A 14559-nucleotide genomic window follows, 5' to 3' on the forward strand; every position below is an offset into this window, starting at 1 on the left:
AAGGGTTTGTGTGGTGTATGGGGCTGTTGCATGGGTCTCACCACTACTCACTCTTTTTGGCTTTGGATGGCCGTGATTATCACTGTGTTAAATACATCTTCCACGGTGCAGCCGCGGCTCAGGTCATTGACGGGCTTGTTGAGCCCTTGCAGTACGGGCCCAATGGCCAAGGCGCCGGTTTCGCGCTGCACGGCTTTGTAGGTGTTGTTGCCGGTGTTCAAATCCGGGAAAATCAGCACGCTGGCTTGGCCCGCTACCTCCGATTCGGGCAACTTTTGTTTGCCCACGATAGGATCGACGGCGGCGTCGTATTGGATCGGGCCTTCTACCTTCAAATCGGGGCGTAGTTGCTTAACGAGTTGCGTCGCACGGCGCACTTTTTCCACATCGGCGCCTTCCCCGGACGTGCCGGAAGAGTACGAGAGCATCGCAATACGGGGCTCAATACCAAAGCGTTGGCTGCTTTCGGCCGACGAAACGGCAATTTCGGCCAGTTGCTCGGCCGTGGGGTTGGGGTTCACGGCACAGTCGCCAAACACGGCCACGCGGTCGGGGAGGCACATGAAAAACACCGACGACACGATGGAAACGCCCGGCTTGGTTTTGATGAACTGCAACGCCGGCCGGATGGTGTGCTGCGTGGTATGCACCGCGCCCGACACCATGCCGTCGGCGTGGCCTTTGTACACCATCATCGAGCCGAAATACGACACGTCGCGCAGCAGATCGCGGGCCATGTCGAGGTTCACGTTTTTGGTTTTGCGTAACTCATAGAAGGTCTGCACATAGTCGTCATAGTGCTCAGAATGAGCCGGATCGACAATGTGCAAATACGCCGTGGGCATGGTCAGGCCGAGCCGCTTGAAGGACGCCGTGATCTCGCTGGGGTTGCCCAGAATGGTCAGCTCCACGATTTCTTGGTTGAGCAAATGAGCAGCTGCTTTCAGAATGCGGTCGTCGTTGCCTTCGGGCAGCACAATGTGGCGCCGTTGCTGCTTGGCCCATTGCAGCAGCCGGTATTGAAACATGTGCGGCGTAATGCCCGCCGACTGGAAGTTGATCATTTTCTCTTCCAGCGCCCGCACGTCCACGTAGCGTTCGAAGGTGCTGATAGCCAGCTGAATCTTCTTAGTATTGTCGGGCGTAATGCGCGACTGAATGTTGCCCAACATCGTGGAGGTCAGGAAGGTACCGGTCTTGACGGCGATAATCGGAACCACCGTTTGCAGACCTTTAATCAGGCGCAGTACAGGCTCATCGGGCTCGGTGTCGGCGGAGAGCACGATGCCCGCCACGCGCGGATAGCTGGCCGAAACATTGGCCTGCAAAGCGCAAATGATGATGTCGCCGCGGTCGCCGGGCGTTACAATCAACACGTTGTCCCGCAGGTAGTTAAGAAAATTTGGCACCTGCATGGCACCCGTCACGAAGTTATCTACCTGATTGTCAAGCAGTTCTTCGCCAAACAACAGCTTCCCGCCCAGATTCTCATAAATCTCGCGCATGGTGGGATTGAGCAGCTTTTTGTCTTCCGGGATAACGGCCAGAATCACGTCGGAGGGCAGCTGCGCCCGCAGCAGGGCTTGTACATCTTCGATTTGGGCGGGCTGCACTTTGTTGGCAATGGCCGCCAGCACCTGCACTTCGCGGGTTTCGAAGCTGCGCAGCACCGTCAGCACGGCGTTTACGATCTGCGCGGTGGTTTTGCCCGCGCCCGAAATCACGATGACCACCGGCGTGCCCAGGTTCTTGGCAATCGAGATGTTGGTATCGAATTCAAAGGCTGTGCCCTCGCCTACGAAGTCGCTGCCTTCCACCACAGTGAAATCGTAGCTGTCTTCTAACTGCTTGAATTTGTAGATGATACGGTCGATGATCTCGCCCTGGCTACCGGCTTCCACGAGGCTCATCGCCTCGGCGCGGGTGTAGGCGTAGGTGGCGTCGTAGGCGATGGGCAGGTTGAAATGGGTCAGCACCGTATCGATGTGCGCGTCCTTCTTCTCGCGTGGGTCGTCGTTGATGATCGGTTTGAAGTAGCCAACTTTTTGCGCCTTGTTAAGCAGCATATTCACCAGCCCCAAGGCAATGATCGACTTACCGCTAAAGGGCTCTGCCGTGGCAATAAAGATGGTTTTGGTCATACCGAAAGTCGTTTGTTCGCGGAAGTTTGGCTATACGTAGGTGCCGTTGAGCAGGTGCGGGCGCGCCACTATCCTGGAAGCGGGTCAATATCCTCTGGCCAACTCAACTGGGTTTTCCAGGGGCTCGCCGTGGCGGAAGTGGTGCAGGTTGCGCCGCAATATCGCAATGCGGCCTTCGTCTTCGTAGGGTTGGCCGCCGGCGGTGTGCTGGGTCAGGATGACATTGGGCAGGCGCCACAGCGGACTGTCGGTCGGCAGCGGTTCGGTAGCCGTTACGTCAAGCACGGCCCCGCCGAGCTGGCCGGCTTGCAGCGCAGCTAGCAGGGCCGCTTCGTCGGTGGTGTTGCCCCGGCCTACGCTGGCGTACACGCTGCCTGCGGCCATGGCGGCTACCAGCTCGGCCGAAAAGAAATTTTCGGCACTTCCTGGTAAGCAGTTAATAATCAGATCAATATGTGGAAGCGCATTTTGCAGTTCTTCCTTCGAATGCAAGTGCGCCTGCGGATTGTGGCGGGCCAGCAGCTGCACCTCGCACCGAAAGCCGGAGAGCTGTTCGCGCACGGCCTGCCCGATGGCGCCGGCGCCCAGAATCACCACGCGCTTGCCACGTAGCAGGTTTAGCTTCGCCCGGATCGGGGTGCCTACCCAGTGTTGTTGGGCCTGCAACACAGCCAGCTCGTTGAGGTGGCGATACAGCCCCAGAATGCCCGCCACGATGGTTTCGGCGCAGGGCCACGCGAAAAAGTCGCCCATGTTGGCCACCGCGATGGGCAGGTGCAAGTCGCGGTAGCGTTCAAAACCCGCCGAATCTATCTGCCAGAACCTCAGGCCTTTGGGAGCGCCATCGGCAAACCACGCCATCGGCGGGTTGCCCAGCAGCAGGGTGGCGCTTTGGAAGGCTGATTTTTGCTCTTCCTCCGGGAGTTCATTTCGAAAAATTGCGGTAATGCCTTCAGCAGCAAGCTCTTGGCGCAGGTGGTTGCGGCGGGCTTCGGAGAAAACGGAGTAAACAAAAAGGCGCATAAAAAGCAAGCTACAACCTGAGAATCAGGCTTTAGATGAGTTTATCCTTACGCAGGCGTCCGGGCTGCGACTGTGTAAGATTTGACCGCAGACCGCCTTGGCTAGCCAAAACGACAATTTCTTTGTTAAGCTTCCAATCGGTTTCCTGCAATCCGCGAGGCAAATTATTATCTTCGGAAACCCAGCTTTCCTTGTGACCTTACTTTAAACTGCTTCCGCTATGCAGAACGATTCCGATTTTGGCGCTACTTCGGCTGCGGCTCCCAACGACGGGACGCGGCGTACGTTTATCAAACAAGCATCGGGCATCCTGGGATTGGTGCTGGCGCCGCCCGGCCTGGCGGAAGTAGAGCGGCTGGCGGCTGCCGACTCGAAAGAGGTGAAAGGCGTGAGCGAAATGTCGCTGAAAGTCAACGGAGCGACCCACACCTTCCGCGCCGAGCCCCGCGTCACGTTGCTGGATGCGCTGCGCGAAAATCTCGGCCTGACGGGCAGTAAAAAAGGCTGCGACCACGGCCAGTGCGGCGCCTGCACGGTGCTTGTAAATGGCCGGCGCATCAACTCCTGCCTCACGCTGGCGGTGATGAACCAAGGCAAGGAAATCACGACCATCGAGGGCCTAGCCGACGGCGACAAGCTGCATCCGGTGCAGGCGGCATTCATCGAGCACGATGGCTTCCAGTGCGGTTACTGCACCCCCGGCCAGATTATGTCGGGCGTGGCGTGCATCAAGGAAGGCCACACCAAATCGGACGACGAAATCCGGGAGTGGATGAGCGGCAATCTGTGCCGGTGTGGGGCGTACCCAAACATTGTGGCGGCCATCCGCGACGCGCAGCAAAAAGGAGGGAAATCATGAACAACTTCAGCTACCTACAGGCGACCCGAGAGAAAGCCGCCACCGAGGCCCTCCGCAAAAACGAACAGGCCGCTTACATTGCCGGCGGCACCACGCTGCTCGATTTGATGAAGCTCAACGTGGAGGTGCACCCGCAGCTGGTCGACATCAACCAGCTACCGCTTACCGGCATCGAGGCGGGTGCGAAGGAACTACGCATCGGGGCAATGGAACGCATGAGTGATGTGGGAGAGAATCCGCAAGTGATTGATAATTACCCGGTTATATCAGAGGCTTTATTAGCCAGTGCCTCGCCGCAACTGCGCAACATGGCCAGCATTGGTGGCAACCTGTTGCAGCGGACGCGCTGCGGCTATTTCCGCGACACGGCCTTTCCGTGCAACAAGCGCGTGCCCGGCTCCGGCTGCCCCGCGCAGCAAGGCGACAACCGCAACCTCGCCATTCTGGGGACTAGCGAAAGCTGCATTGCTACCAACCCCGGCGATTTGGCCGTGGCGCTCATCGCCCTGGATGCCGTCGTGCATCTGGAGAATGCCAAAGGCAAAAAGCGGAGCGTACCGCTCGTCGATTTTCACCTGCTGCCCGGCAGCACGCCTCATCGCGAAACCGTGCTGGAGCCCGGCGAGCTGATTACAGCCGTGACCGTGCCCAACGCGCCGCACGCCCGCCGTTCGCATTACCTGAAGGTGCGTGACCGGGCTTCGTATGCGTTTGCGCTGGTGTCGGCGGCCGTGGGGCTGGACGTGCAGGGCGGCCAGATTCGGAGCGCCCGCGTGGCGCTGGGCAGCGTGGGCACCAAGCCTTGGCGCTCGTTGGAGGCTGAGAAAGTGTTAACCGGAGCCCCGGCTACCGAGGCCACTTTCCGTGCTGCCGCCGCCGCTGCCGTACGCGACGCTCGCCCTCGTCAGGAAAATCAGTTTAAGGTGGAATTGGTGCAGAATACACTGGTGCGGGCTCTCACTACCGTAGCCGCCAAAGCATAGGCCATAGCCATGAGCGAATCTAATTTCTTCGATTTTGCGGCGCCTGCGGGCGGCGTGGTAGGTCAGCCGCTCGACCGCATCGACGGCCGGGCCAAAGTGACCGGCGCAGCGCGGTACTCGGCCGAATATCCCCTCGGTGGGCTTACGTACGGCGTGTTTTCGACCAGTTCCATTGCCAAAGGGCGCATCGCCAGCATCGATACCACTCTGGCGATGAAGGAGCCCGGCGTGTTGGCGGTGTTTACGCACCTCAACCTGCCCAAATTGGCCAAAATGCCCGATAGCCCCGAGCGCAATAATTCTTGGTCGCCGGGCCAGAGCTTTTTGCCGCTTATGAGCGACGAAATTTTCTATAGTGGGCAGCCCGTGGCCTTGGTTGTGGCCGACACATTTGAGCGGGCCACGCACGCGGCCTCGCTGGTGCGCGTCAGTTATCAGGCCGAAAAGCCGGTGGCTGGCATCGTCGATCCTCGGGCCGAAGTATACGAAGCGAAAGCAGTACAGGGCGGGCGCATGCCGGGGCGCACGCGGCGCGGCAATCCGCAGGCCGCGCTCGAGCAAGCCCCGGTGCGCGTAACGGCCACGTACACGCACGCCATGAACCACCACAACCCCATGGAACCGTCGGCGACGACAGCCGTGTGGGAAGGCGACCGCCTCACCGTGTACGAGTCGACCCAAGGCGTGACCATGACGCAAAGTGCCCTGTCCGACATGCTGGGCTTGCCGCGCGATAAAGTGCGCGTTGTGACGCAGTTTCTGGGCGGCGGATTTGGCTGTAAGGGTTCCAGTTGGCCCCATACCGTGCTTACGGCGCAAGCGGCGCGGGCCGTGGGGCGGCCGGTGAAGCTGGTGCTCACGCGTCGGCAAATGTTTACTTCCGTAGGCCACCGCGAAGACCAGCGCCAGACCATCACGCTCGGTGCCACCAAGGAAGGCAAACTCACGGCCATCCTGCACGAAAAAACCTCTTCCACGTCGATGTTTGACGAATGGGCGGAGTCTAATGGCAAGGTAATCAGTATGTTGTATGAATGCCCCAATTTTGAGACTTCCTACAAAATTGCGCGCGCCAACATCATGACTTCCACCTATACCCGTGCGCCCGGTGAGGCGCCCGGTACGTTTGCCATCGAGTGCGCCATGGATGATCTGGCGTATCAATTGGGCATCGACCCACTGGAAATCCGGCTGCGCAATTACGCCGAGCGCGACCCTTCTAATGGGCAGCCGTGGTCGAGCAAATCGTTGAAGCAATGCTACGCTCGTGGCGCTGAGCTATTTGGCTGGAGCAAGCGCAACCCGAAAGCGGGAGCAACCCGCGACGGCCGTTATTTGGTGGGCATGGGCATGGCGAGCGCTACTTACCCGGTGCACAACTCCCAAGGCATGGCGCGGGTGCGCATCTTCTCCGATGGCCACGCCGTGGTGCAGAGCGGTGCTACCGACATGGGCGTCGGCACGTACACCGTCATGACGCAGGTGGCGGCCGATGCGTTGGGCCTGCCCGTGGAGCGCGTGCGCTTCGAACTCGGCGACACCACGCTGCCAACGGCTCCGCTCTCGGGCGGATCGGTGACGGCCGGTACTGTGTCGTCGGCAATCTTTATGGCGGCCCAGGACGCCAAGCGCAAGGTGCTCGAACTCGCTTCAGGCAATAAAACGTCCCCGCTGTTCGGGGCCAAACCCGAAGATATTACGGTCGAGAACGGCCGGGTTTTCCTCACCAAAAATCCGGCAAAAGGCGAGACGTACGCCACCATGCTGGAGCACGCCCGCCTGACCGATATCGAAGGCAGCGGAGCCGGGCGCTATGGCGGGGGCTACACTTCGCCGGGCGTAAACGCCGACAGCAAAGGCCAGGGCACCGAGAAATACTCGATGCATTCGTTCGGGGCGCATTTCTGCGAGGTGCACGTCGATCCGGAGCTGGGGCGGGTGCGCGTGACGCGCTGGGTAGGCGTGCACGCAGCCGGCCGCATTCTCAACGCCAAAACGGCCCGTAGCCAAGTACTCGGTGGTGCCATCTTCGGCATCGGTGCGGCCCTGATGGAAGCCACCCACCGCGATCCTTCGTGGGTACGCTACACCAACGCCGATCTGGGCGATTACCACATTCCCGTAAGCGCCGATATTCCGGATATGCAGGTGGAGTTTATCGACGAGCACGACAGCCATATCAACGCCATGGGCGTAAAAGGCATCGGCGAAATCGCGATGGTAGGAGTAGCGGCGGCCGTAGCCAACGCCATTTTCCACGCCACCGGGCGCCGCGTGCGCGAGCTGCCTATCACCCCCGAAAAACTGATGGGTGCGGGCTCGGTCTAATGGGTAATTACATAAGTATTTGATAAATAACTGTTTATGAGTGAGCTTCGTCGCTTATTAGCAGCTTACGATGTGCACCGCACCGAGGCCAGAGCATGTGCGCTGGCCACGGTGGTGCACGTCGATGGCTCTTCGTACCGCCGCCCTGGTGCGCGAATGCTCGTCACGGCCGATGGGCAGCTGACGGGCGCCATCAGCGGCGGCTGTCTCGAAGGCGACGCGCGTCGCCGCGCCCGGCAGGCCATTCAGCGCGGCCGGCCCACGCTGGTTACCTACGACTCGACCGATCCTGACGACGACTTGCGGCACGGAGCTGGCTTGGGCTGCCAAGGCGTTGTGAAAATACTGCTCGAACCGCTCGATTTCAACGATTCGGCCAATCCCGTAGAGCTGTTGCGCGTGTGCGCTGTCCAGGATGTAGTGGCTGTGCTGGCCACCGTATTCAGCTTGCCCACCAATTCGGCAGTGAGCGTGGGCGAGCGCCTGCTGTTGACTGCCGACGGCACCGAGCTAGGCGGCCTGACTGCCGAACCGGCTCTGCACGAGGCGATTATAAGCGACGCCCGGCAAGTGCTGCATGCTCAGCAACCTGCCACTTACGATTACCAGATTGCCAACGGAACGCTGCGGGTATTTTTGGAAGTAGTGCGGCCCGCTGTGCGGTTTACCATCTACGGGGCTGGCAACGATGTGCAACCCCTGGTGCGCTTTGCCAGTGCGCTGGGCTGGCGCGTGACCGTGATTGACGGCCGCCCTAACCTGACAACTGCGGCACGTTTTCCGGAAGCCGAAAGTGTGCGCGCCGTGCCGCTCGCCGAAGTCAGCCGCCTCCCTGCCGACGACAGCCTCGCCGTGCTGATGACGCACAATTATCACTACGACCAAGCCGTATTGCGGCATTTGCTGACGTCCCGCACGCCCTACATTGGCATCCTGGGGCCGCGCAAAAAAACCGAGCAGTTGCTCAGCGGGTTGCGTGCCGAAGGCTTAAAACCCGATGCCCACCTGAGAGGCCGCTTGTACGGCCCCGTTGGCCTGAACATAGGTGCCGAAACGCCCGAAGAGATTGCGCTTTCGGTAGTGGCTGAAATTCAAGCAGTTCTGACGCAGCGTTCGGCGGGCTTCCTACGCGATTCAACTCAGCCCATTCATGCGCGCACGGCCGCTTCGCCGGTGCGCGCCGTCACCCCGGTTTCTGCGCCCGATTCGGCGATATGACTGCGGTTGGCAACGAGCGATCTGCGTCGGTAGGGCTGATGTTGTTGGCGGCCGGTGCCTCATCGCGCTTGGGCCAGCCCAAGCAGCTGGTGCAATTTCAGGGCAAATCGTTGCTGCGGCGGGCTGCCGAGGCGGCCGTGGCTTCGGGCTGCCATCCCATTATAGTCGTGACCGGGGCGCTGCACAGCGAGTTGTTGCCCGAGCTTGAGGCCTTGCCGGTGGCGGCCGTGCCTAACCCGCAGTGGCAAGAGGGGATGAGCAGCTCAATTCGGGCGGGATTGGCTGCTTTGGAAGCCCAAACAGCTTCCGGTGCGCTGGGGGCCGTGGTGGTGATGCTATGCGATCAGCCCTTTGTTAACGAATTGATAATAAAAGGGTTAGTCGACGGGTTTGACTCCGCCAAGGTGCCCGCCGTGGCCTCTGCGTATGGCGGTCGGGTGGGAGTGCCGGCTCTGTTTGGGCAGCAGCTGTTCCCGGCGCTGCGCACGCTTGCGGGGCCGGAAGGTGCCCGCGATTTACTCCGTCAGCATGCGGCTGATTTGTTGCGCGTACCTTTTCCCGAAGGGGCAATTGACGTGGATACGCCGGAGCAATACCGGCAACTGCTCCAACAAGCTGCCCCGCCGCAGTAGCAACCCGACGGCATCGACAAAAATCCCGTTATCTTGGTCGTTGCCACTTTTTACCTCTTTGGTATGACCCCTGCACCTGCCGCCACGGCGGTTACTTCGGCTCCGGTCGAGAAAAACAACAAGCGCATCACCCGCGGCTGGACCATGTACGACTGGGCCAACTCCGTGTACCCGCTCGTCATCTCCAGCTCCATTTTTCCCATTTATTGGGGCACCCAGGCCGTGGACGCGCAGGGCCGCGACATTGTAGACTTTCTGGGCTATCGGTTGCCAGGCTCGTCGCTGATCACGTATGCCATTTCGGCTGCTTTTCTGCTCATTGCCATTGTCAGCCCATTCCTGACGTCGCTGGCCGATTATTCGGGGCGCAAGAAGCTGTTTCTGCAAACATTCTGCTACATCGGGGCCGCTTCGTGCGTGGGCTTATTCTTTTTTACAAAGGACACACTTACGATCTCTACGTTCGTGTTTATCGCGGCTACGGTAGGCTTCTCAGGTTCTATTGTTTTCTACAACAGTTACTTACCCGATATCTCAACTGAAGACCAGTACGATTCGCTGTCGGCCCGCGGCTTTTCAATGGGCTACGTAGGAAGCGTAATTCTGCTTATTATATGCTTGATTATCATTACGTTCAATGAAAATTTAGGTCTGACCAAAGCCTTCGCTACGCGGCTTTCGTTTCTGCTCACCGGTATCTGGTGGGCAGGCTTTGCACAAATTCCGTTTTTCGCCTTGCCGAAAGATCCCGGGCGGCCCGCCGATGCAGTTGAATCTGATAGCGGATGGGTACTCAACGGCTTCCGCGAGTTGGGAAAAGTCTGGGACCAGCTCAAAGTACTTCCCAATTTGAAGAAGTTTTTGCTGGCGTACTTCACCTACAACATGGGCGTGCAGACGGTGATGTACGTGGCTACTGTTTTTGGTGACAAGGTATTGCACTTGGAAAGCACTGCGCTGATTATCACAGTACTACTACTGAATATCATTGCCATTGTGGGAGCTTATCTGTTTGCCAAGCTCTCCGAGCGAATTGGCAACACGCGCGCTCTGAGCTGGTCGGTCGTGATTTGGGCTTGCATCTGCGTGGCCGGCTACTTCGTGCAGGCGGGTTGGAGTTTTTACGCGCTGGCTTCTGCAATTGGCCTCACGATGGGCGGCATTCAGTCGTTGTCGCGCTCGACGTATTCCAAAATCATCCCCGAAAACACCCCCAACACCGCCGCTTTCTTCAGCTTTTTCGACGTCACCGAGAAGCTCAGCATCGTAATCGGTACGGCCTCTTTCGGCCTGATCGCCCAAATTACCGGCTCAATGCGCAACAGCATTCTGGCCCTGATCGTGTTCTTCGTCCTAGGCTTGCTGTTCCTGTTAACGCTCCGTGGCAAAAAGCTGCGCGAAGACGTGTACGAGGCCGAGCCCGCGTTGGCCACTGGTATGACCGGAGGCTCTGAAGGGTCCTTTTAACTATTTGTCAATCAGTTACTTCCACCCAAAGCTTTTATGCCTCCCGAAACCTCCCTGCAAGCGGAATTCAGCAAAGAGTTGAAACGTGAGCTGCATATTACGCGGCGCGTACTGGAGCGCGTGCCCACCGAGAAATTCGATTGGCGTCCGCATCCTAAGTCGATGAGTCTCGGCGCGTTAGCTGGGCACATAGCCAACATCATTGGCTTTTTGGAAATGTCGCTGCAAGGTCCCGAAACCGATCTTGCTGTTTCGCCTTGGCCTGCTTCTCCTACTACTTCAGACGGAGTGTTGCAGCGCTTCGACGTGAATGCCGAAAACATCCAGAAGGCGCTCGCCCAGGTCGACGACGAGACTTTTCACGCCCCCTGGACCATGCGCCGGGGCGAACAAGTGTTCATGACCCTGCCCCGCGCCGCCATAACACGCAATCTGGTGCTTAACCACCTCATTCACCATCGCGGCCAAATGAGCGTGTATCTGCGGCTGCTGGATATTCCCGTGCCCGCCATCTACGGCGGTTCTGCCGACGAAGCCCCGCGGAGATAATATACCGCTGAGTAAAGATTGGAAGAAAAGCAACCCAGCCGCTGCAACTCGTAATAAACAAACAAGCCCTTTTCTACTGGTTCATACAGTGGAAAAGGGCTTGTTGCATTTGCCTACTTCGTTCGGCGAAGCAGCGTTTACTTCTGCTCAAACACCTGCTCGCCGGCGATGAACGTGCGCAGCACTTTTGCGCCGCGTAACTCGGGTGCGGGGGCAGTGAGTAAGTCCTTGTCCAGCAGCACGAAGTCGGCGGCCATGCCGGGTTTGATGCTGCCTTTCTGTTTCTCTTCGAAGGCGGCATGCGCGGCCCAAGTGGTCATGCCGCGCAAAGCATCGGGGCGAGAGAGCGCGTTTTCGGGCTGAAAGCCACCGGCGGGAAAGTTCTTGGCATCCTGACGGGCAACAGCCGAATGAAAGCCATACAGCGGGTTGATGTCTTCGACTGGAAAATCGCTGCCGAGTGCTACCTGGCCGTATTGCTTGCGCAGTTCTTCGTACGCGTACGCCGTTTTGAGGCGCTCTTTGCCCAGCCGTTCGCCCGCCCAGTACATGTCGGAAGTGGCGTGCGTGGGCTGCACCGAAGGCACAATGCCAAACTGCCCAAACTTCGGCATGTCGGCCGGGGTGATGACCTGCGCGTGCTCGATGCGCCAGCGCCGGTCTTTCTGACCCTTCAACGCCTCCCCGTAAATGTTGAGAATAACGCGGTTTGCCGAATCCCCAATGGCGTGGGTATTCATCTGGAACTTGCTGTTAGCAAGCTCCTTAGCCAAAGTGCGGTATTCGCGTACGGTCGAGAGCAGAAAGCCAGTTTCCTTCGGCCGGTCAGCGTACGGCTCGACCAAGCAGGCGCCGCGCGAACCCAAAGCGCCATCGGCGTACACCTTGAACGAATTGATTGTGAGGCGGTCGTGGAAAACGGGCCCCTGCTTGAGGTAGTAGGCTTTGTTCTCGGCCGTGGGGTTGAGCATGGCGTAGAGGCGCAGCTTCAGTTTGCCTTGCTTCTGCAAATTCTCCATCCTGTCGATGTTGCCCTTGTCGAGGCCGGCATCAGCAAGGCTGGTCAGGCCGACGGCAACGCACAGATTCTGAGCTTGTAACAGAGCCGCATCGGCTTCGGCGGGCGTGGGTTCCGGCACTTTGGCGCCCACCAGATCCACTGCGTTATCGACGAGCAGGCCGGTGAGCTTGCCCTGCGCGTCGCGGCCGATGACGCCGCCGCTGATCGGAGTGCGCGCCGTAATGCCCGCCAAATCCAGCGCTTTCTGGTTCACCAAAACTGCGTGTCCATCGACGCGGGTGATGGCCACGGGCGTGTTGGGGAAGAGCACGTCCAGCGTGTCCTTGGTCGGAAACTGCTTTACTTTCCAATCGTTTTGGTCCCAGCCGCGGCCCATCAGCCAAGCCGCTTGTGGGTATTGCTTGCGTTGCGCCGTAAGCTTGCTCACAACCTCCGCCCACGACGTGGTGCCTACCAAGTCAGCAGAACGCAGACCCAGCGCGTAGCGGTAGAAATGGCAGTGCGCGTCGTAAAAACCCGGATAAATGAACTTGCCCTGCGCATCGACTTCCTGCTTGCCCTTGTACTTGCCGCGGATATCATCGGCGCTGCCCACCGCCAGAAACTTGCCGTCTTTCACCGCGAAAGCCTGCGCCTTCGAGAACGTAGAGTCGACGGTGTACACGGTGGCATTATATACCACCAAATCAGCGGGTTGCTGAGAAGAAGACTGGCAGCTGAAAAAGCCGAGCAACGGCAACAGCAGCGCGTAAGGGCGGAAAATTCGATTCATGCGGGCAAGATGCGCAAGAATCAGGTTTTTATATCAACAGCGCTTGCCATGAGCAGAAAGTAAAAGCAAAACGGCCAGCCGTCCGTGTGGATGACTGGCCGTTGCATGCGGGCGCTAAAGCCCTATTCGAAGCGCATGTGCTTCACCGATTCGCCGGAGTTTTTCAACTCAATCAGCGAGTCGATGCCGATTTGCAAGTGCGTTTGCACGTAACCGGCAGTCACTTTCGAGTCGCTTTCGGCAGTTTTCACTCCTTCCGGCGTCATTGGGTTGTCCGACACCAGCAGCAGCGCGCCGTGCGGAATTTCGTTGATGAAGCCCACCACGAAAATGGTGGCCGTTTCCATGTCCACAGCCATCGCCCGAATCTGGCGCAGGTACTCCTTGAAGTTGTCGTCGTGCTCCCACACGCGGCGGTTGGTGGTGTATACGGTGCCGGTCCAGTAGTCCTTCTCGTGCTTCTTAATCATCGAAGACACAGCGCGTTGCAAGCGGAAGGAGGGAAGGGCCGGAATTTCCGGAGGCAGATAGTCATCCGAGGTGCCTTCCCCGCGAATGGCGGCGATGGGCAGAATCAGATCGCCCAGCTTGGTCTTGTTTTTCAAGCCCCCACACTTACCCAAAAACAGGGCTGCTTTGGGCTTAATGGCTGATAATAAGTCCATTACGGTAGCTGCCATCGGCGAGCCCATGCCGAAGTTGATGATGGTGATGCCGTTGGCCGTAGCCGACTGCATGGGTTTATCCAAGCCACGAATCTCGACGTCGAACTGCTCGGCGAACATCGTCACGTAGTTGATAAAATTCGTGAGCAGAATGTACTGCCCAAATTCCTTGAGCGGCACGCCGGTGTAGCGCGGCAGCCAGTTTTCGACAATCGTAGACTTGTCTTTCATGTATTGAGATGGGTTGAGTAGTAAAACTTAAAACGTATGGGTGGGAGAACTTTGTGGAATCGGGGAAAGCAGCGCGTGATTAAAGCTCAGCTAAAAAACTAGGTAATAAAAATGCCGTCGCGCAAACTGTACGACGGCATCCGATTGAAAAGCGAAGCAGTTGCTTCGGGCCGTACCTTTGTAGGTGATGCACGTATTGAACCTGCCGCCTTTCGAATACAAAGTTACGCAATTAGGCCCGAATCAGTTGATCTGGGATGTGTTGCGCCGCAAAAACGTGGTGCTGACGCCCGAAGAATGGGTCCGCCAGCACGTCGTACATTACCTCGCCGATCACCTCAGCTATCCCAAAGGCCTGCTGACGCTAGAGCGCGGCCACGCCTATAACCAACGGCAAAAACGCACCGATCTTTGCGCGTTTGGCCCCGAGGGCAAGCCGTTGCTGCTGGTCGAGTGCAAAGCCCCCAAAGTGCCCATTACGGCGGCCGTAGCGCACCAGGCGGCTACCTACAACCAAACCATCGGCGCACCTTTTCTGCTGCTTACCAACGGGTTACAGCACTTTTGCTGGCGCGTCGATTTTGAGCAGCGCCGCAACGAACAGCTCCACGAGATTCCGAGCTACGAGCAGGCTCTGGCTCTGATCAATTAGCGTCGTCGGAACCGAAAG

Annotated in this window: 12 protein-coding genes; 8 read left to right on the forward strand and 4 right to left on the reverse strand. The window is 58.6% G+C overall.

What is annotated here, in order from left to right:
* Positions 1–47: 47 nt before the first annotated feature.
* Both pta and H9I52_RS05205 read right to left on the reverse strand, forming a co-directional pair.
* The gene (gene pta / locus H9I52_RS05200; protein WP_187452961.1) at positions 48–2141 is read right to left on the reverse strand and encodes a phosphate acetyltransferase; all 2094 of its coding nucleotides are present in this window, start codon (positions 2139–2141) and stop codon (positions 48–50) included.
* 84 nt (positions 2142–2225) lie between these two features.
* Entirely contained in the window at positions 2226–3164 is a 939-nt protein-coding gene (locus H9I52_RS05205; protein WP_187452962.1) for an NAD(P)-dependent oxidoreductase, read from the reverse strand.
* Between the two features lie 220 nt (positions 3165–3384).
* Here H9I52_RS05205 and H9I52_RS05210 point away from each other — a divergent pair, with 220 nt between their 5' ends.
* The 7 genes from H9I52_RS05210 to H9I52_RS05240 all read left to right on the forward strand — a co-directional run bounded on the left by H9I52_RS05210 (position 3385) and on the right by H9I52_RS05240 (position 11200).
* Complete coding sequence (locus tag H9I52_RS05210) at positions 3385–4023, forward strand: (2Fe-2S)-binding protein (protein WP_187452963.1); 639 nt, start codon at positions 3385–3387, stop codon at positions 4021–4023.
* The gene (locus H9I52_RS05215) at positions 4020–5006 is read left to right on the forward strand and encodes an FAD binding domain-containing protein (RefSeq protein ID WP_187452964.1); all 987 of its coding nucleotides are present in this window, start codon (positions 4020–4022) and stop codon (positions 5004–5006) included. Before H9I52_RS05210 ends, H9I52_RS05215 begins: the two co-directional genes overlap by 4 nt.
* A gap of 9 nt (positions 5007–5015) precedes the next feature.
* Entirely contained in the window at positions 5016–7334 is a 2319-nt protein-coding gene (locus H9I52_RS05220; protein WP_187452965.1) for a xanthine dehydrogenase family protein molybdopterin-binding subunit, read from the forward strand.
* A 36-nt stretch (positions 7335–7370) separates the two neighbouring features.
* Positions 7371–8552 (forward strand): XdhC family protein, encoded by a 1182-nt coding sequence (locus tag H9I52_RS05225; protein ID WP_187452966.1) that lies wholly within the window; start codon positions 7371–7373, stop codon positions 8550–8552.
* Entirely contained in the window at positions 8549–9184 is a 636-nt protein-coding gene (locus tag H9I52_RS05230) for an NTP transferase domain-containing protein (RefSeq protein WP_187452967.1), read from the forward strand. The genes H9I52_RS05225 and H9I52_RS05230 overlap by 4 nt, the downstream gene beginning before the upstream one ends.
* Positions 9185–9247: 63 nt before the next feature.
* The gene (locus tag H9I52_RS05235) at positions 9248–10651 is read left to right on the forward strand and encodes an MFS transporter (RefSeq protein WP_187452968.1); all 1404 of its coding nucleotides are present in this window, start codon (positions 9248–9250) and stop codon (positions 10649–10651) included.
* A 36-nt stretch (positions 10652–10687) separates the two neighbouring features.
* Complete coding sequence (locus H9I52_RS05240; RefSeq protein ID WP_139513624.1) at positions 10688–11200, forward strand: DinB family protein; 513 nt, start codon at positions 10688–10690, stop codon at positions 11198–11200.
* A 137-nt stretch (positions 11201–11337) separates the two neighbouring features.
* Here H9I52_RS05240 and H9I52_RS05245 read toward each other — a convergent pair whose 3' ends face one another.
* Together H9I52_RS05245 and H9I52_RS05250 are read right to left on the reverse strand one after the other, a co-directional pair.
* Positions 11338–12993, reverse strand: coding sequence for an amidohydrolase (locus H9I52_RS05245; protein ID WP_187452969.1), 1656 nt, complete (start codon positions 12991–12993; stop codon positions 11338–11340).
* Between the two features lie 122 nt (positions 12994–13115).
* Entirely contained in the window at positions 13116–13889 is a 774-nt protein-coding gene (locus H9I52_RS05250) for an AMP nucleosidase (protein WP_139513621.1), read from the reverse strand.
* A 187-nt stretch (positions 13890–14076) separates the two neighbouring features.
* Between H9I52_RS05250 and H9I52_RS05255 the strand changes: the two genes are divergently transcribed.
* Positions 14077–14541: a type I restriction enzyme HsdR N-terminal domain-containing protein gene (locus tag H9I52_RS05255; protein WP_187452970.1), complete on the forward strand. Its 465-nt coding sequence runs from the start codon at positions 14077–14079 to the stop codon at positions 14539–14541.
* Positions 14542–14559 lie beyond the last annotated feature (18 nt).

This window comes from Hymenobacter sp. BT491 (genome assembly GCF_014349165.1).
In the GTDB taxonomy this organism is placed as follows: domain Bacteria; phylum Bacteroidota; class Bacteroidia; order Cytophagales; family Hymenobacteraceae; genus Hymenobacter; species Hymenobacter jejuensis.

What these genes read in the sequence shown, in the direction of transcription:
- H9I52_RS05250 (WP_139513621.1), bottom strand. Translation starts at nt 13,889, where the DNA reads ATGAAAGACAAGTCTACGATTGTCGAAAACTGGCTGCCGCGCTACACC.
- H9I52_RS05210 (WP_187452963.1), top strand. Translation starts at nt 3,385, where the DNA reads ATGCAGAACGATTCCGATTTTGGCGCTACTTCGGCTGCGGCTCCCAAC.
- H9I52_RS05235 (WP_187452968.1), top strand. Translation starts at nt 9,248, where the DNA reads ATGACCCCTGCACCTGCCGCCACGGCGGTTACTTCGGCTCCGGTCGAG.
- H9I52_RS05245 (WP_187452969.1), bottom strand. Translation starts at nt 12,993, where the DNA reads ATGAATCGAATTTTCCGCCCTTACGCGCTGCTGTTGCCGTTGCTCGGC.
- H9I52_RS05215 (WP_187452964.1), top strand. Translation starts at nt 4,020, where the DNA reads ATGAACAACTTCAGCTACCTACAGGCGACCCGAGAGAAAGCCGCCACC.
- H9I52_RS05240 (WP_139513624.1), top strand. Translation starts at nt 10,688, where the DNA reads ATGCCTCCCGAAACCTCCCTGCAAGCGGAATTCAGCAAAGAGTTGAAA.
- H9I52_RS05205 (WP_187452962.1), bottom strand. Translation starts at nt 3,164, where the DNA reads ATGCGCCTTTTTGTTTACTCCGTTTTCTCCGAAGCCCGCCGCAACCAC.
- pta (WP_187452961.1), bottom strand. Translation starts at nt 2,141, where the DNA reads ATGACCAAAACCATCTTTATTGCCACGGCAGAGCCCTTTAGCGGTAAG.
- H9I52_RS05230 (WP_187452967.1), top strand. Translation starts at nt 8,549, where the DNA reads ATGACTGCGGTTGGCAACGAGCGATCTGCGTCGGTAGGGCTGATGTTG.
- H9I52_RS05225 (WP_187452966.1), top strand. Translation starts at nt 7,371, where the DNA reads ATGAGTGAGCTTCGTCGCTTATTAGCAGCTTACGATGTGCACCGCACC.
- H9I52_RS05220 (WP_187452965.1), top strand. Translation starts at nt 5,016, where the DNA reads ATGAGCGAATCTAATTTCTTCGATTTTGCGGCGCCTGCGGGCGGCGTG.
- H9I52_RS05255 (WP_187452970.1), top strand. Translation starts at nt 14,077, where the DNA reads ATGCACGTATTGAACCTGCCGCCTTTCGAATACAAAGTTACGCAATTA.